This window comes from Rheinheimera sp. ATLC3 (genome assembly GCF_059429535.1).
Genome location: NZ_CM182103.1, coordinates 3,364,164 through 3,381,421, shown reverse-complemented (window position 1 = coordinate 3,381,421; position 17,258 = coordinate 3,364,164). Strand labels below are relative to the sequence as shown.

At 49.6% G+C, this 17,258-nt stretch carries 20 protein-coding genes; 1 reads left to right on the top strand and 19 read right to left on the bottom strand.

What is annotated here, in order from left to right; all coding sequences use genetic code 11:
- Window positions 1-66: 66 nt before the first annotated feature.
- The 8 genes from AC5SV9_RS15655 to AC5SV9_RS15620 all read right to left on the bottom strand — a co-directional run bounded on the left by AC5SV9_RS15655 (window position 67) and on the right by AC5SV9_RS15620 (window position 5,677).
- On the bottom strand, window positions 67-969 hold the full coding sequence (locus AC5SV9_RS15655) for a DUF368 domain-containing protein (protein WP_475148362.1): 903 nt from the start codon (window positions 967-969) through the stop codon (window positions 67-69).
- Window positions 970-1,038: 69 nt separating this feature from the next.
- The gene (locus AC5SV9_RS15650; protein ID WP_475148361.1) at window positions 1,039-1,677 is read right to left on the bottom strand and encodes a protein-L-isoaspartate(D-aspartate) O-methyltransferase; all 639 of its coding nucleotides are present in this window, start codon (window positions 1,675-1,677) and stop codon (window positions 1,039-1,041) included.
- A 1-nt stretch (window position 1,678) separates the two neighbouring features.
- Window positions 1,679-2,431, bottom strand: coding sequence for a 5'/3'-nucleotidase SurE (gene surE / locus AC5SV9_RS15645; RefSeq protein ID WP_134056594.1), 753 nt, complete (start codon window positions 2,429-2,431; stop codon window positions 1,679-1,681).
- A gap of 3 nt (window positions 2,432-2,434) precedes the next feature.
- A complete protein-coding gene (truD, locus tag AC5SV9_RS15640; RefSeq protein WP_475148359.1) occupies window positions 2,435-3,475 on the bottom strand; it encodes a tRNA pseudouridine(13) synthase TruD in 1,041 nt (346 codons plus the stop codon).
- A complete protein-coding gene (ispF, locus tag AC5SV9_RS15635; RefSeq protein ID WP_134056598.1) occupies window positions 3,472-3,951 on the bottom strand; it encodes a 2-C-methyl-D-erythritol 2,4-cyclodiphosphate synthase in 480 nt (159 codons plus the stop codon). The genes truD and ispF overlap by 4 nt, the downstream gene beginning before the upstream one ends.
- Window positions 3,948-4,643: a 2-C-methyl-D-erythritol 4-phosphate cytidylyltransferase gene (gene ispD / locus AC5SV9_RS15630; protein WP_475148358.1), complete on the bottom strand. Its 696-nt coding sequence runs from the start codon at window positions 4,641-4,643 to the stop codon at window positions 3,948-3,950. Before ispD ends, ispF begins: the two co-directional genes overlap by 4 nt.
- On the bottom strand, window positions 4,636-4,950 hold the full coding sequence (gene ftsB, locus AC5SV9_RS15625) for a cell division protein FtsB (protein WP_475148356.1): 315 nt from the start codon (window positions 4,948-4,950) through the stop codon (window positions 4,636-4,638). Before ftsB ends, ispD begins: the two co-directional genes overlap by 8 nt.
- Window positions 4,951-5,023: 73 nt before the next feature.
- Window positions 5,024-5,677, bottom strand: a complete 654-nt coding sequence (locus AC5SV9_RS15620) for a hypothetical protein (RefSeq protein ID WP_475148354.1) — start codon at window positions 5,675-5,677, stop codon at window positions 5,024-5,026.
- Window positions 5,678-5,841: 164 nt separating this feature from the next.
- On the opposite strand from AC5SV9_RS15620, the gene AC5SV9_RS15615 reads away from it, so the two are divergent.
- On the top strand, window positions 5,842-6,360 hold the full coding sequence (locus tag AC5SV9_RS15615) for a DUF1569 domain-containing protein (RefSeq protein ID WP_475148353.1): 519 nt from the start codon (window positions 5,842-5,844) through the stop codon (window positions 6,358-6,360).
- On the opposite strand, the gene AC5SV9_RS15610 is transcribed toward AC5SV9_RS15615, so the two are convergent.
- From AC5SV9_RS15610 to AC5SV9_RS15560, 11 genes are all read right to left on the bottom strand, one after another.
- Entirely contained in the window at window positions 6,337-8,133 is a 1,797-nt protein-coding gene (locus AC5SV9_RS15610) for a GGDEF domain-containing protein (RefSeq protein WP_475148352.1), read from the bottom strand. The two genes, AC5SV9_RS15615 and AC5SV9_RS15610, sit on opposite strands and share 24 nt — an antisense overlap.
- A gap of 113 nt (window positions 8,134-8,246) precedes the next feature.
- Window positions 8,247-8,894, bottom strand: a complete 648-nt coding sequence (locus AC5SV9_RS15605; RefSeq protein WP_475148349.1) for a hypothetical protein — start codon at window positions 8,892-8,894, stop codon at window positions 8,247-8,249.
- Window positions 8,895-8,917: 23 nt separating this feature from the next.
- Entirely contained in the window at window positions 8,918-10,591 is a 1,674-nt protein-coding gene (locus AC5SV9_RS15600) for a phosphate ABC transporter substrate-binding/OmpA family protein (protein WP_475148348.1), read from the bottom strand.
- Window positions 10,592-10,720: 129 nt separating this feature from the next.
- A complete protein-coding gene (gene eno, locus AC5SV9_RS15595) occupies window positions 10,721-12,013 on the bottom strand; it encodes a phosphopyruvate hydratase (RefSeq protein ID WP_475148347.1) in 1,293 nt (430 codons plus the stop codon).
- A gap of 55 nt (window positions 12,014-12,068) precedes the next feature.
- Window positions 12,069-13,706, bottom strand: coding sequence for a CTP synthase (pyrG, locus tag AC5SV9_RS15590; protein WP_475148344.1), 1,638 nt, complete (start codon window positions 13,704-13,706; stop codon window positions 12,069-12,071).
- 179 nt (window positions 13,707-13,885) lie between these two features.
- Window positions 13,886-14,608, bottom strand: coding sequence for a hypothetical protein (locus AC5SV9_RS15585; protein WP_475148343.1), 723 nt, complete (start codon window positions 14,606-14,608; stop codon window positions 13,886-13,888).
- 91 nt (window positions 14,609-14,699) lie between these two features.
- Entirely contained in the window at window positions 14,700-15,095 is a 396-nt protein-coding gene (locus AC5SV9_RS15580) for a hypothetical protein (protein ID WP_475148342.1), read from the bottom strand.
- Window positions 15,096-15,211: 116 nt separating this feature from the next.
- Complete coding sequence (locus tag AC5SV9_RS15575) at window positions 15,212-15,580, bottom strand: PH domain-containing protein (RefSeq protein WP_475148340.1); 369 nt, start codon at window positions 15,578-15,580, stop codon at window positions 15,212-15,214.
- Between the two features lie 109 nt (window positions 15,581-15,689).
- A complete protein-coding gene (locus AC5SV9_RS15570) occupies window positions 15,690-16,043 on the bottom strand; it encodes a hypothetical protein (protein ID WP_475148338.1) in 354 nt (117 codons plus the stop codon).
- A gap of 49 nt (window positions 16,044-16,092) precedes the next feature.
- Window positions 16,093-16,992: an IS3 family transposase gene (locus tag AC5SV9_RS15565; protein WP_475153361.1), complete on the bottom strand. Its 900-nt coding sequence runs from the start codon at window positions 16,990-16,992 to the stop codon at window positions 16,093-16,095.
- Window positions 16,947-17,255 (bottom strand): transposase, encoded by a 309-nt coding sequence (locus tag AC5SV9_RS15560; RefSeq protein WP_216351835.1) that lies wholly within the window; start codon window positions 17,253-17,255, stop codon window positions 16,947-16,949. Before AC5SV9_RS15560 ends, AC5SV9_RS15565 begins: the two co-directional genes overlap by 46 nt.
- Window positions 17,256-17,258: the final 3 nt, after the last annotated feature.

The following is a 17,258-nucleotide window of genomic DNA, read 5'->3' as shown; positions in this document are numbered from 1 at the left end:
CCGCCATGGCGCCAGTATTGTGCTTGTACTAGATAACTGTTGTCAGAACAACGGATACCCGACTCCTTATTGAACTGATTTGGGCCCTGAGTTTACCACTGGCGGTTTTAACCACTTTTCCAGATTAAGCAAACATAGCATCAGTACGACTCCTGCCAGTGCACTGCATAAGGCAAGCAATATATCTGCCTGACCGACAGCAGAGGCATACTCCCAGGGAGAGTACAGCCGCTGCTCATGCTGCCATGGCCAGATGCGGTAAAGCGCACCTATCACTATGCCGATGAGCAGTGCCAGGCTGGCATCGTGATAATGCTTTAACAACCAGTTCAACAACCGGCTAAAGCTTAGTAAGCCTATAATGCAACCAAGCATAAATAATAACAAGACACCCAGCTGAAGCTCTGTCACTGCCAGCAAAACCGGCGCGTACATGCCCGACATCAGCAAAATAAAGCTGCCGGAAACGCCCGGTAGGATCATGGCGCAGATGGCTACTGCACCGGCAACGAAGAACATCCAGCTTTGCGGCTGTAATTCTCTTGGGGTTAGCGAACCTACCGCAACCGCCAGTGCAATGCCCAGCAAACATAACACAACACGCCAGCTGCTCCAGCGGATACTGCGGCATAAATGCGGTAAAGCAGTGATAATAAGCGCGCAAAACAGTGCCCAAAGCGGTATTGGCCGATGCTGCAACATATAGGTGATAAGGCCGGCCAATGAAAAAATGCTCAGCAAGATGCCACCGAACAGGCATACCAGAAAAGTACCGTCTATATGTTGCCATAACGCCGTAATCCGGCCGCGCAGTAACAACCTGACAGCCTGTAAATCACAGTGACTGATCGCCGCCAGCAGGCGCTCGTAAATACCCAGAATAAAGGCCAGCGTGCCGCCGGAAACACCGGGAACCACATCTGCGGCGCCCATTGCCAGGCCTTTGATTATCCATTGCAGATACTGCATTGTCTTTCCTTACGTCGCCACTGCGTTAAGCTTTGCAGTTTAATATCAGTATGTTAACGCCAGATGAAGCTAGGCTAACTCGCCCGGAACCAACGGAACAAAGCGCACCGCTTCGATATCGCGGCTGATAAAGTCATCGCCGGTACGCTGGTAAACCCGCAGTACCTGCTCATGCAGCCCCACAGGGATCACTAAACGGCCACCTTCATTTAACTGTTGTAACAGGGCTACCGGCACTTCGGTAGGTGCAGCAGTCACAATAATGCTGTCAAAGGGTGCCTTACTGGGCCAGCCTTGCCAACCATCGCCATGTTTCATCGACACGTTGTGTAAATCAAGCTGTTGCAAGCGGCGTTTTGCCTGAAACTGCAGCGCTTTAATACGCTCCACACTACAGACATGAGAAAATAACCGCGCCAGGATGGCTGTCTGATAACCCGAGCCGGTGCCAATTTCGAGTATTTTTCCGGGTGCTTTATCTTCAAGCAGCAGTTCGGTCATACGGGCAACAATATAAGGCTGCGAAATCGTCTGGCCCTGCCCAATCGGTAAAGCCGTGTTTTCATAAGCTTTATGTGCTAACACCGCTTCGACAAAAATATGCCTTGGTGTACTGGCGATAGCATTGAGTACCTGCTGCTGCGAGATGCCTTCGCTTTGAAGTTTTTGCGCCAGTACCGCGGCGCTGCGTGAAGTTGCGACGGCCATACTACAAACGTATCCCCTCTAGCCATTGTTGTAATCTGTCCATGCTTTTATAAGCTGACATATCTATCTGCAGCGGCGTAATGGACGCATAACCATTTGCCACTGCGTGAAAATCTGTGCCCTCACCGGCGTCCAGCTCTGGCCCTAACGAGCCATACCAATATATTTTACGGCCCCAGGGATCTGTGGCACTGGTCATGGTTTCGGCTTTGTGCCGGCGCCCCAGACGGGTAACCTGAATACCTTTTAGCTGTTCTATTGATACTGAAGGTACATTGATATTCAGGATCTGATCTGCCGGCAACGGGTGCGATTTAAGCTTTTTAATTACCTGCACTGTCACGTAGGCCGCAGTGGCGAAATGTTCTTCTTCACGTCCGGCTAATGACACCGCAATGGCCGGCAGCCCCAGATGGCGGCCTTCAGTCGCTGCGGCGACGGTGCCTGAGTAAAGCACATCGTCGCCCAGATTAGCGCCATGGTTGATACCGGCGACGACTAAATCCGGCGTAAAATCCAGCAGCTGGCTGATAGCAAGATGCACGCAATCGGTAGGTGTGCCATTTACTGATAAAAAGCCATTCTCCATCTGCTGCACACGCAGCGGGTTTATCAGTGTTAACGAATTACTGGCGCCACTGCAATTACGATCAGGGCCAACGGTGGTCACATCAGCGATTTGGCATAACGCCTGTTGCAATACTTGCATACCTTTAGCATGCACGCCGTCATCATTACTTAGTAAAATCCGCATCTTTCACTCCATGTCTGCCGTCTGACGGCCGCAGTCACGATAATTAACCAGCTCGCGCAGCACGCTGGTGGCGAAACACCCCGCCGGTAGCGCAAAGCTCAATACCATGTCTTCGCCCTGCTGTTGCATTGTCAGCTGCTGCGCCAGCAAACGTATTGCCCGTCGCTCGGCTTTTAAGCGGTAATCTTCAAGCCCGCTGACTAAAGCATGGTAAGGTAACAGCGCATGTTGTTCAAACTCAGCCGCCGCTGCACTTACCATCGGCTCCCCTAATCCTGCCAGCACGGCGGTAATATGCACATCCTGAGTATCAAGGCGTTGTTGTAGTTGTTGGTCTGCCTGCGTGGTACGAAATACCGAACCTGAGCCATTGAGCTGCAGCACATCACCATCAATTACCGTGTTAAACAGGCCCGCAGCTATACGCGCCGAAATCTGCTGATTGAATAAAAATGAGCGCGCGGCGGATAATGCCAGCCCCCTCAATTTGCGATCACTGATACTACCACCGGCAAACAGCTGCTGTGCCAATGTTAAATTGCCGCCGTTAATACCAAAACGCTGTTCACCATAATAATTTGGCACGCCTTGTTTCAGCTTGTCAGCACGCTGCAACACCTCGTTGCAATCAGATACCTGGCGTAGCCGTATCGTAAAGCGGTTTGCCCTTAATGCGCCAAGCCGCAGTTTACGGTAATGCCGCTGCATACTGAGAATGGTACAACCGGTCAGTTGCCAGCTTTGCCAGTCAAGCGCCTGTTTTATTGGCCATTTAAAGCAAAACCATTGCCGTGTAACGGCATGGCGGTCTTTTAAACCGGCATAACTGATATCCCGGGCACGCAAACCGGTAATTTCTGCCAGTTGCTTTGCCACAAACTGAGTATTCTGGCCGTTTTTTTCGATATGCAGCAGCACGTGTTCACCGGCGCCGCTGGGGGTAAAGTTTAGCTCTTCATCGACAATAAAGTCGTCAGGCTGCTGGCGCAGCAAGGCGGTTGCCGTCGGTTCGCTATACAAATACGCCAGGGTTTTGCTGCTCATACGGCTACCAGCAGCACCACGGCCTCTGCTGCGATTCCCTCTTTACGACCGACAAAACCTAACTTTTCAGTGGTGGTGGCTTTGACGTTAATCTGTGACATATCTGCATCAAGATCTTCCGCGATACAGCGGCGCATCGCATCGATATGCGGTGCCATTTTCGGCGCCTGCGCCATAACAGTAATGTCGACATTACCCACTTTGTAGCCCGCTGCAGATACATCAGCAAACACTTTACGCAATAGGATACGGCTGTCGATGCCTTTAAACGCGTCATCGGTATCCGGAAAGTGATGTCCGATATCGCCAAGGGCAACAGCACCTAACAGCGCATCAGACAACGCATGCAGCACCACATCACCATCAGAATGCGCCAGTAAACCCTGGGCGTAATCAATTTTAACGCCACCAAGCGTTACTGGCCCTGGGCCACCAAAGGCATGCACATCAAAACCGTGCCCTATACGCAATTTCATTCAGTTACCTGCTCCAGATAAAACGCCGCCAACGCCAGATCAGCCGGCTGCGTAATTTTAATATTGTCGCTGTGGCCTTCTACCAACATCACCCTGTGACCGGCCCATTCCATAGCAGAGGCCTCATCGGTGACATTCACACCAGCCTGTATTGCATCATGCAACGCAGCCTTTAACATCGCGGTTGGAAAAAACTGTGGCGTCAGTGCATGCCACAGATGTTCGCGGCTGACTGTTTCGGCCACATAACATGCACCACGCTTCATCGTATCCCGCACCGGGCTGGCCAGAATACCGCCCTCGCCCTGCTGTAGACATCGCGCTATCAACAGCTCGATATCCGCTTTGCGTACCAGGGGTCTGGCGGCATCATGCACCAACACCCAGGGAAACTGATGCTCATCAATAAACTGCAATGCATTTAACACCGAATGCATACGTTCGGCACCGCCTTTGACGCGGTTAATATCGCTGTGTGTCAGTTCAGTGGCATCAAAATAAGGATCATCAGCAGCAAGTGCCAGCCAGATTTGATTAACAGCACTGACAGCGCGTAATTTTGCCACGCTGTGTTCAAGCACGGTTTTACCATGTAGCTTCAGGTATTGTTTAGGCACTGCGCTCTGCATCCGTTTGCCAATACCTGCTGCAGGTACTACTGCAGCAATAGCAAGCACAGAAGTATCAGTCATTACTCACTCCGGCAGGGCTATCTTTAGCGTTGCTGCTTTGACTGAACATACGGAAAAACACTTCATCTTCGCGGATCAGGCCCAGTTCATTGCGGGCGCGTTCTTCAATAGCGTCCAGGCCTTGCTGTAAATCTTTAACGTCGGCACGTAACACCCGGTTACGCTTTTCAAGTTCCAGATTACTGGCCTGCTGGCTTTTCAGCTCTTCCTGCTGACGGAAATAGTCAGCAATACTGTGCTGCCCAAACCACAATCGGTATTGCAGCAGGCCCAGCAGCACTATCAGCAGTAAGGTGAGTATTCGCATAACATTACTTCGTTTATCCGGCTGCGGCTATTATGAAGCCTTAACCGATGAATGCAAAGCGGGAAACCGTGCATCAGGGTAATAACGCTGGCAACGGCCTGGCGAAATTCTGCCAGTTTAACCGGCTGGCCAGCAACAGTTCGCGTAAGCTGAGCAACCGCGGCGGCTTTTTATCGCCATTTAACCACTGATGGCCACAGCAGGCGGCAGCCATAATACTTTTAACCGGCTTAAGCAGGAATTTATCGCTGTTTTGCTGCTCAAGCGGTGTGCCGGAGAAACTGAACCAACCGTGTTCATTGCAATGCAGGCGCAACCCTTCCATGTCTACTTCATCAACACTGTCCAACAGGATGTGCTCATGAGTCAGCTCAGTAATATACACAGGCACAATCAACCCCGGCTTAGCATAACGCCGGTAAAAGCTGTCTATCGGATCGGCTTGCTGCTTGCGTGCCGGGCACGTGCCCGCCTGACGGCAAAACCAGGAGGCATTCTGGCTGTCAAGCTCCAGCGTTGAGTGTTGCTGCAGTATATTGGTTGCGGCGCGGCGGATATAAAACGGCAAGCTGGCCAAGCGGTTGGGTAAGCGTAATAACTGCTCGGTACTTAGCTGAGATAAACGCAGCAGTTCACGCTCATACAAAGCATTACACAGCTCGGTATAAGTCTGGTTTTCTCTGGATACCTGCCAGAAATGCGGTTGATTAGCGCCGGTCTCAGTCATGGCCAGATGTTAGCCAATTGCTTGCGCTTTGCAAAGCGAAAACCCCTGACTGTGTTTAAGTTTATTGCTGCAAGCTGATTTGCGCTAAGCAAACTATCGCTTAGCAGCACCTGATGCTGTTACATTAGCAGCTAAGCCCTGGGTTAGCTTCGCAGACTAATACAATGAACAGACGTAAATTTTTGCAGGCCGCGCTGATTACGCCGGTTGTTGTTTTTGCAGGTGTAAAAACGGTTGCCATGGCACGGCATTGTCCGCTGGACGAGCTGTTAACACAGCTAAAACGTTTACCGCCGGATAAGCTATTTAGCAGTGGTAACTGGAGCGTCAGTATGATTTTGCAGCATCTGGCACAGAGCATTCGCTACTCGCGCCTGGGTTACCCGCAAGCAAAGTCAGCGCTATTCCAATATACCGCAGGGGCGGCGGCGTTAAATGTGTTTACAGCCAGCGGCAGTATGACACACCCGCTGGACGAAGCCATTCCCGGTGCACCGGCACTGATAAAAGCGGTGCCCAACGATGTTGCAATGGCTGAACTTATTGCTGAGATATCTCAGTTTATTGCCTGGCAAGGTGAACTGGCACCGCATTTTGCCTATGGCAATTTAACCAAAGCCCAGTATTACAACGCCCATTACCTGCATATTCAAAATCATTTAAGCGAAATCAGTCTCGGGTAATACAGTATTCAGGCCGTTTTGGCAGTTATCGGGGGAGCGTCTTTTATTAACGAAAATGCTGGAACCGGTTTGCTTCTTCGCTTGCTGTTTTGCGGCAGACGCCAGCGCTGCCACATCATGATGGCTGCGGCAGAGCAGTGGATCTGGTGTTGCCAGCCCAATCGATAACGTAATTAACGGATAAAATGATGCCACACCCAGCCGGTCCATCGCGCTGAACCCGCCCTGTTGCACATGTTCGGGCAGGTAATAGTGTTTTACCCGCTGCTCAAAGCGCTTCAAAATCAGCGCGGAGGTGGCTTCAGCCTGGTCGCTGCCAAACAGCACAATAAAATCATCACCACCGATATGACCAATAAAATCAGCTACGGTGTCAGATTCGCTTTGAATAATCTGCGCCAACAATTCAATGACCAAATCGCCCTTGCTGTAGCCGTACTGATCGTTGTACGGCTTAAAATTATCTATGTCGATATAGGCGATGGTAAAGCTTTGTTCCTGCTGCAACAGTTTATCAATCTGCGTATTAATCGGCACATTGCCGGGCAATAATGTCAGAGGGTTAGCGTAGCGCGCCAACTGAATTTTATGCTCGCTGATCTGGCGCAACACCTTGCGAACCGAGCCCAGGCCATAGTACTTACCGTTGTCGGTGACGATAAAATACAAACTGGCATCTTCATTCGCTTCAGCACTTAAAATAGCGCTGACATTATCCATCGACAGTTTACGCTCTACCACTACCGGCGCCTGCTCCATACAGTGCTTAATGGCCTTTTTTTCATATAAAGCACGGCCAAACTGATGCGAAAAACGCTCGTTGATCATGCTTTTGCTAACAATGCCTACCGGTTGCTGCCAGGCATCAACCACCGCAACACAGGGCAAATTTTTATCATTGGCAAACATCAACGCCACCTGCTTGGCGGGGGTTTGCTCATCCACTGCCGCAACTTTACTGATCACCGGTTCAAGCGACTCATTAAAGGGCAAACTTTTTTCAATTCGTAGCAGCTGCGCCGCCTTGGCCGACACATCACGGCATTCGGCCTCAGGCCGGCCAAGCAGATAGCCCTGCCCCAATTCGGCGCCCAGTTCTTTACAGGTAATCAGTTCTTCGCTGGTTTCAATACCTTCGGCCACTATGCTGGAGCCGGTATTTTTAGCAATTTCAATAATGTTTTTAACGAAGGCTTTTTTTATCGGGTCGCGGTGTAACTGGTCAATAAAGTAACGGTCAATTTTCACAATGTCTGGCTGTAGCTCAGACCACAGCTTCAGGCCTGAAAAGCCGCTGCCTAAATCATCTATTGCCACTTTAAAACCGAACTCACGGTAATGTTTTACCGCGCTGATAAACAGCTCAGTGTCTTCTACCTGAAACTGTTCAGACAGCTCAATAACGATGCGATCAGGCTGCAAACCGGCCTGCTGGATAAAACGTTTGGTTAAACCAGATGGATGATCAGAAGTCAGCAGCAATTTAGGGTTTACATTCAGAAACAGAAAACCTTCTACCGCCGCCTCAGCAAAGGCATTGATGCTAAGCTCACGGCACAGCATCTCCAAAGGTTCCAGCAAATCAAACGCCAGTGCCGTTTTAAACAGTAATATGGGTGAGTGCAGGGCACTATCTGACGGGCCGCGGATCAGCGCTTCATATCCCCAGATCTGGCCGTTTGTTAATGTAACCAGAGGCTGAAACAACGGCGTGAGCAGCTTATGCTGCAAGATGCGCAGTAATTCATTGCGATGAAAATCACTTAATCCCAAAACATCAGCCTGAGTAATACAAGTTTATGCCCGCACCTTCATTGGCGTTAAGTGTCTTCCTGACAGCTGAGCATCATAAGAGGTTACTGTGACTGATTTATTACAGCACTCACTCAGCGCCGGTTCGCGATTCTGGCAACCGCCTGCTGCAGACTGACAATGTTTTCCCCGGCGGCTATTTGCTGTTCTGGCTGGGCATTGTCGGCTGTTAACCCGCGCAGCCGCTGTCTGATCTGATTCAGGCTATCCTGTTGTGACGCGTCTGGTGCCGTCGTTTGAGTGTCGGCGGTTAAAGCGCCAGCCAGCCGCTGGCGTACCGCAGCCAGCGGATCTGTTGCCGGTTCAACCAGCCCGAGCTTTTCCAGTGTTAGCCCCTGCTCGGCCATCCGCTGTAGCAGTTGCTCTGACGGTAAGCGCAGCGCTGTGCAAGCAAACTCAAGCTGCTCCCGCACGCTGCTTTGCTGCGCCAGGTTTAACGCCTGTATCGCGGCAGACAACTTTTGCGCAGATAAAAACAGCGACCGCATATGGCTGCGTAGCACCGTCTCTGAACACTCTGGCAACTCAGATACAGCGGGTTTTGGCGCAAACTCGGCTAAATCCAGGCCCTCGGCGCGCATTTGCCGCAGTAGTTCTTTATCCGGGATGCCCAGCTGCTTTATCACAGTGTTGATATTATGCTTCACTTTCAGCGCCTCAGCCGCACTGTAACTGGCAAAGACCTGCTGTAAATTTGTCAAATCGGTCAGAATACGGAACATACACTTTCCTTAGCCAAGCTTTGCTAAATTACCCAAACTTCTACCCGGCGGTTGCGCTCACGGCCGCTTTCGGTGTCGTTATTGGCTACAGGTAGCATCTCACCGTAACTTTCTACCGCCATCACCGGAATACCACGGGCGGTAAGCTCACGCTCAACCGCTTTCGCCCGCTTTAATGCCAGTTCAGCATTTTTAGCCACAGCGCCCACCGCATCAGAAAAACCCATCAACACTAAGCGACGGCCAGAATGTTGTTCCATAAACCTGACCAGGCGCTGTAAATCACGCTTACCTTTATTATCCAGCTCGTTATCACCATAACTGAAACGAAAATTCAATGATAAGCGCTGCCCCTGGCTGGCATAGCTGTTGTAGCTTTGCGGCGCATTGCTTATCGGGTACACCTGCTCGACGCGGATGTTTTGAGAAATCAGGCCGGTTTGCTCGACCAGCTGCTGGCCTTCATCAGATATCGCAAACTGGGCAAAGTCTTTTGCTACCTGTGAGGCGGCGGTGGGCGTATACAGGTATAAGCGGCGCGACAATGCATAGTCTTCGGTACTGATGGTAAAGCGGGTTGGATAGATAGGCGTGCTGTCTGCACCTTCCGAAATCGCCAGCGCCTTGTTAAACGAGATGTAGTTTAAGCCGATAAAGCCGATAGCATATTCATCCTGCGATACCTTTGCCGACAATTCAGAGCTCGACTCAAACCGGCTGGCGTTGCTGCTTAGCTGCTTGCCAAACTTGTCCAGTACCAGGCTTTTAAAGGTATCGAAAGTACCGGACTTATCATCACGGGCATACAGCGTGATGGGCTGGTCTGCGCCGCCCAGCTGAGACCAGCGGCTAACGTCACCGGAGAAAATTTTTGCCAGCATTTCGGTCGAAATGGCTTTTAGCGCATTGTTCTGGTTGACGATCACAGCCAGGCCATCCAATGCGACGATATGCTCGTTACCTATTTTGCTTAAATCACCCAGCTGTGGCTTTAGTTTTTCCACTTCATCCGCACTTATCCGCCGCGACGCCATACCAATATCGGCTTTACCGCTTGCCAAATCTTTAAATGCCGTGCTGGAGCCGTGCGCATGCAACTCTACCATCTGGGGTGTGCCGGCTTTGTTAAAGTTCAGTATGCGCTCAACCGGTGACTGTGCCTGCTGCCAGGCAAAACCTTCTGCCTGCTGCTGTTGCAAAAAAGCTTGTAATAAAGCCGGTGCCAGCTTTTCGCCAACGGTGTTAGAGCCATGCAGACGAAATAACAGCTGCGCAGCGGCGGGTTTGGACACCGGCACCGTACTGACAGCGGCGGCAGTCGACACTTTGGCTGCCGGCTCTGCTGGTGGTGCAGCAACAACTGCAGCAGGTGACTGACTAAACCAGTAAGCGCCTGCAGACACCAGAGCGAGCATAACGACAACGCCAGCCAACAGCAGTGGCCGGCGCGATTGTGCCGTAGCAGCTTTAGCGTCGGTGTTGGCTTGTTGCTGCAGCTTTTGCTGCACCGCTGCCAGCATTGCTTCCAGTTGCGGCTGGCGGATTTGTGATAGTTCCTGTAAAACCAGTTGGCGATAAGCGGCGTCATCACGCATTTTCTGTGCAGAGACAGCAATATCAAACTCGGCTTTACACAGCTGTTCAAGCTGTTGCAGCAATGGGTATAGGGTGGCAGCATCCTGCATTTTTTCAGTCACGGCTTACATCTGTCAGATTTCTCAGGTGCCGACAAGTGTAAAAACCTATTATTTCAACGCCATGACAAAAACAATAAAGCCACCCTAAGGTGGCTTTATTTACTCAATCAGTATTTACGCTATCAGTAATTACTGGCCTTTAATTTCGCTGCGGCCCTTGTACGGTGCCTTGCTGCCCAGCTCCTGCTCGATACGCAGTAACTGGTTGTACTTAGATACGCGGTCTGAACGGCACAGTGAACCGGTTTTGATCTGACCCGCTGCGGTACCTACTGCTAAATCGGCAATGAAAGCATCTTCTGTCTCGCCGCTACGGTGCGAGATAACCGCAGTGAAGCCAGCATCTTTTGCCATTTTAATCGCAGCCAGCGTTTCGGTTAATGAACCGATCTGGTTGAACTTAATCAGGATAGAGTTACCGATCCCCTGCTCAATACCGCGGGTTAAAATTTTGGTGTTGGTAACGAATAAGTCATCGCCCACCAGCTGTACTTTATTACCAATTTTATTGGTTAAGTCTTTCCAGCCATCCCAGTCGCTTTCGTCCAGGCCATCTTCAATTGAAACAATTGGATAGCGCTGGGTTAAACCGGCCAGATAGTCGTTAAAACCGTATGAATCAAAGCTCTTGTCTTCGCCGCTTAATACGTATTTGCCGTCTTTGTAGAACTCAGACGCTGCGCAGTCCAGTGCCAGCGTTACGTCTTTGTTCATCTCGTAACCGGCAGCTTTAACTGCTTCAACGATGACAGACAATGCTTCTTCGTTTGATTTCAGATCGGGTGCGAAACCGCCTTCATCACCTACAGCAGTATTTAAGCCGCGTTTTTGCAGCTCTTTTTTCAGGCTGTGGAAAATCTCAGCGCCCATACGCAGCGCTTCAGCAAAGCTTTTAGCGCCTACCGGCTGCACCATAAATTCCTGAATATCGACATTGTTATCCGCGTGCTCACCACCGTTGATGATGTTCATCATCGGCACCGGCATGCTGTACACACCTGCTGTGCCATTCAGTTCGGCAATGTGCTGATACAGCGGGATTTTCTTATCGGCTGCTGCTGCGCGTGCTACCGCTAATGACACAGCCAGAATTGCGTTGGCACCCAGTTTGGTTTTCATGTCAGTGCCGTCTAAGTCGATCATGATCTGGTCGATTTCAGCCTGCTTGTAAGCGCTTTTGCCTTTCAGTGCTGCCTGAATAGGGCCATCAATATTGGCAACGGCTTTGGTTACGCCTTTACCCAGATAACGGCTCTTGTCGCCATCGCGCAGCTCTAAGGCTTCACGTGAACCGGTAGAGGCACCTGATGGCGCACAGCCACGGCCCATGGCGCCGCTGGCTAAATACACATCGGCTTCAACTGTTGGGTTACCGCGTGAATCCATGATCTCGCGGGCAATAATTTTTACAATTTCAGACATGTTTAAGTTCCCTGTTAAAACGAAAAAGCCGTGTAATGACACGGCTTAGCACAAGTTATACGCGTTGCTGCTTTTGCGCTTTAAGCGCTGCGGCAACAAAGCCCTGAAACAGCGGGTGACCGTCGCGCGGTGTCGAGTTAAATTCCGGGTGGAATTGCCCGGCGACAAAAAACGGATGAGACGGGATTTCAATCATCTCAACCAGTTGGTTGTCGGCAGATAAACCTGACACTACCAGTCCAGCCTCTTCTAATTTAGGCCGTAAGTGGTTATTCACTTCGTAGCGGTGACGATGCCGCTCCTGAATCACCGCTTTGCCATAAATGTCGTGGGCTTTAGTATTTGCAATAAGGTTACAGTTTTGGCTGCCCAGGCGCATAGTGCCGCCAAGGTCTGATTTATCAGTGCGTTTTTCCACTGAGCCATCAGAGTCCAGCCACTCGGTAATTAAACCCACTACCGGGTAAGGGGTTTCTTTATTAAATTCAGTTGAGTGCGCGCCGGTAAGGCCTGCTACGTTACGCGCATATTCAATCAGCGCCACCTGCATGCCGAGGCAAATACCCAGGTAAGGCACATTATTTTCGCGCGCGTACTGCGCTGCCAGAATTTTACCTTCGACACCGCGCTCACCAAAGCCGCCCGGCACCAGCAGGCCATCTACACCAGCCAGAATGCCAACGCCTTTGCTTTCTACATCCTGCGAGTCGATATATTTAATATTTACCGTAACACGGTTTTTCAGGCCCGCATGGCCCAGTGCTTCGTTCACTGATTTATAGGCATCAGGCAGTTCAACGTATTTACCGACCATACCAATAGTAATCTCACCGGTTGGGTTCGACTCCTGATACAGTACCTGTTCCCACTCAGTTAAATCCGCTTCCGGTGCTTCAATGTAGAAACGGCGACAGACCAAATCGTCCAGCCCCTGCGATTTTAACAGCGCCGGGATCTGATAAATGCTCGATACGTCTTTCAGTGAAATAACAGCTTTTTCTTCTACGTTGGTAAACAGCGCAATTTTCGCCCGCTCGTTGGCCGGAATGGCCCGGTCTGAACGGCATACTAAAATATCCGGCTGAATACCGATAGAACGCAGCTCTTTTACCGAATGCTGGGTAGGCTTGGTTTTAATTTCACCGGCAGTGCCTAAATACGGCACCAGCGTTAAGTGCATAAATAAAGTGCGCTCACGGCCCACTTCGGTGCCTAACTGGCGGATAGCTTCTAAAAACGGCAGTGATTCAATATCACCCACAGTACCGCCGATTTCGACGATAGCAATGTCGTAGCCTTCAGCACCGGCTACCACACGGCTTTTTATTTCGTTGGTAATATGCGGAATAACCTGAATAGTAGCGCCTAAATAGTCACCACGGCGCTCACGGCGCAGAACATCGGCGTAGATGCGGCCCTGAGTGAAGTTGTTCAGCTTGCTCATTTTGGTGCGGATAAAGCGCTCGTAGTGGCCTAAATCCAGATCGGTTTCAGCACCGTCTTCAGTAACAAACACTTCACCGTGCTGTATCGGGCTCATCGTGCCCGGGTCAACGTTAATGTAGGGGTCAAGCTTAAGGATGGTAACTTTCAGACCACGCGCTTCTAAAATAGCGGCTAAAGACGCAGCTGCAATGCCTTTACCTAAGGAAGAAACCACACCACCCGTCACAAAGATATATCTTGTAGTCATGAGACCCCTGGACCATGTTAATCAATAAATGAATACCAAAACTGAAAAACACTAAGCGCCCGGTGCCTAAACACTGGGGTACAACGGTTGTTCAAGAATTGGTATCAGGACGGGAGGAAAGTATAGCAAAGCCAGCCGATGCACTCAACGCAAAGCTGCAACCATGTGCAATTTAACCATTAAATGCAGTGCAAACTGTCGGCACCGCGCCCACAGTCTGTAGTTGTTAGATCACCAACAACTTCTTTGATGTGCTTAGCACATGCTTCGGGTTGACTCTGCAGAATAAAGTGCGGCCCTTCCAATTCTATTACTTCTAAATTAGGAAACATTTTCCTAAATTCCGCTTCCCTGTTACTTACGAGAATATCCTTGGTTGGTCGTATATATGTTGCTTTGCTCTTGAAGCTATTACCAGAGTTCTTTATCGAAGCCATATAGCGCAGTCTGGTACGAAGTATCTTCGGGTCTACCTGGTAGAGCGCTTCACGGAATAGATCAACAGTCTCGAAGCTTGCGTCCCGCCCTAACAACAGAAACCGAATAAAAAAGCTTGAAACAAGTGGTATTGATGCTAACAGCCGCAAGGGAAGAAAAGATGCAAGCGTGGCCCGAAATCGTGAAGGGCTGGACAGAAAGGAGGCCACGAAGATTACATGCCGAATATTGTGTATTTTGTCCTGAAGCAGCGCTTCCGCTATCCCTCCTGAGAATGATTCAGCCAATAACACGTAATCTTTTTGATTAATACGCTTGGCTATTGCACTTGATAGAGAATCGTAATCTTGAGGCCCTTCATTCGGTAAAGAAATAACCTCAGCCTCTAAGCCATCAAGAAACTTAAGAAGTGGCTTAAATAAAAGCCCTGTTCCATCCATTCCCGGTAGTAAGATGAGCTTCATGCCATTGTCCATTTAGCGCAAAGCTTTGGGGCGGCTGGAGTGCAGCTTAAGCCGTCCGAGCCACAATAGCGTATTGTTATGCGCGAACATTTTAGCCCCCAAAGTAAAAACTTATATCTGACTGAAGTTGCGCTAATTTTGCTTCAGTATCCTGGAATGATTGTTGTGTTGCTTGATCAACGCTGTTTACCATTGGTGAAAGGCCTTTCAACTGCCCTTGTAACTTTTGGAGTTCAATTTTTAAATAACTATCTGTAGTAACACCAGCTTTATGCGCATTTAAAACATTTTGATATTGCTCGATATCTCTCTGAATGGCTATTAGCTGAGTTTGAGTAGTCACTGTAACTGCTGATTGCAATGCGTCGTTAATTTTGGTGCTCGCTGCATTGTACTCTTCTGTCGATTCTGTCATAAAAAACTGTGACGAAAATAGTCCAACCACAAAGCCGAAAACAACTAATCCAATTACCTTGAATAGCTTCACCCAATCTCTCCTACCACATAATGTTTGGTTAAGGGGCCGGCTTTAGCCGGTCCCGAGTCAGCGTAACGAATGACTTGAACCAGTTGTTAGCAGACGGCTGACTGTGTGAGTTGAAATTAAAGCAGATGCTTTGATATGTGTTTCGATATTTCTACCATTGAGGTTTTTCCGGTGAACTCGAATTTAACCTTGCCGACAGAAGATAGATATATTTCCAATTCTGAATCAAGGTCAAACGTTCCTGATGTTTCCACCGAATAGGCAACAATGTTTTTATAAGGAATGGACGTGAAATCTTTTTTGCTACCGGTTAACCCTTGAACGTTGACGGCAATAATTCTCTTGCTGGTGAAAACCACGCCATCACGCATGGATTTGTATGAGTCAATAATTTCCTCATTATCTAACAGCAATGCGGTAACTTTCTCAGCATATTCACTGTTCTGCTTGAGCTTGAAAAAACCTTTATTGTTAAAGTCGATCATGACTATTCCTTGTTCTGCTAACGCCGCCAGCAGCGGCCGAAACCAGCGTAGCGGTTGAGGTCCAGGCCACGCAGTGGCCGTTGCTGACTGGCCTTGTTCACTGTTACTGTTAGACTTTCCATCTTTGCTTTAGCTTAGCTGGGATCACAGCTGTGCCAGCTACAGCAAAAGCTAAAATTATCCAATCTAGCGCTGAAAGAAATTGTCCATAAGGGTCTGTAAGCTGGATAAACAACTCTTCGCTAACCTCACCTTCAAGAGACCAAAGCATTGGTGGGACGAAAAGGTAAACCACAAGACAAACAAAACACCACAAATAGCAGCACACGACGGCCTTTGCTATCTGCTTGAATGGTGATTTCCATAGCACAAATACTGAATATAACGCTGGCAAGAGCAGATAGAAAATACCGGTTACTACTCGCAAATAGCTATATTCAGCGTAGACAATATTTGATTCCACGATATCAATCTCGATACAGTGTTCTTACCCATAAAAAGTAGACACTCGGTTATACGCATTTGCGCTCAAACTCAGCCGGACTGACATAGCCAATCGCTGAGTGCCTACGGACACGGTTATAAAATATCTCTATGTACTCGAAGATACCTGACTTCGCCCGCTCAATCGAGTCGTAATTCTCGGCATAAATCAATTCTACTTTTAGCCGGCTGAAGAAGGCTTCCATCGCCGCATTATCCCAGCAATTGCCCTTACGGCTCATGCTCGGCACACAGCCGGCATGCATTAATTCATCCTGATAGGCCGTTGAGCGATACTGCACTCCTCGGTCTGAATGCACTATCAGGCCCGCCTGCGGCTGTCTTCGTGCCAGCGCCATTCTCAGTGCCTGCGTAATCAACCGCTCTGTCATGCTGCTATCAAGCGACCATCCCACTATCGCTCTGGAATATAAATCCATCACTGTAGCCAGGTATAACCATTTATCTTTAAGCCAGATATAGGTGATATCTGTGGTCCAGCGCACATTGGGTTTCTCAGCGTCAAACCGTCTTTTCAGTAAGTTATCCGCCACATTCGTCATCGCTTCGGTGCGTGGGCTGTAGCGAAACGCCTTGCCGTTACGTGCCCGTATGCCTCTGGCTTTGAGGATACTGGCAACAGTGTTCAGGCAACAGCTTACACCCAACGCATTGAGCTCTTTAACCAGCCTGGGCGCGCCGTAGCGCGCCTTGTAACGGGCATAACTATCGAGCACCTGCTGCTCAAGCTGCTCCCGTTTAACGCAGCTGCGGCTGGGCTTACGACCCCGCCAGCGATAAAAGCCGGAGGCGGAGACTTCCAGCACCCGGCACATCAACCTCACCGTATACAGCCCTACGTATTCGCTTATGAGGGCGTACTTTACTCCTGCTGCTTGGCAAAGTACGCAGCTGCCTTCTTTAGGAATTCGTTTTCCTTTTTCAGCGTATCCAGCTCACGTTTTAACTGCCGGACTTTTTCGCTTTCATCCTTAGAGTAATCTACCCCGTTCAAGCTATTAAACTGCTTATCAGACAAGCGGTTAAACTGGGCTCGCCAGTTATAAATCTGGTTAGGGTGAATGCCCAATTCTTGGGCAACGGACGTCGCTGTTTTATCGGGTAAATCAGACAGTCTTACGGCTTCACGGCGGAACTCTTCTGAATACGCCTGGGTTTTATGTCTGGCCATCTT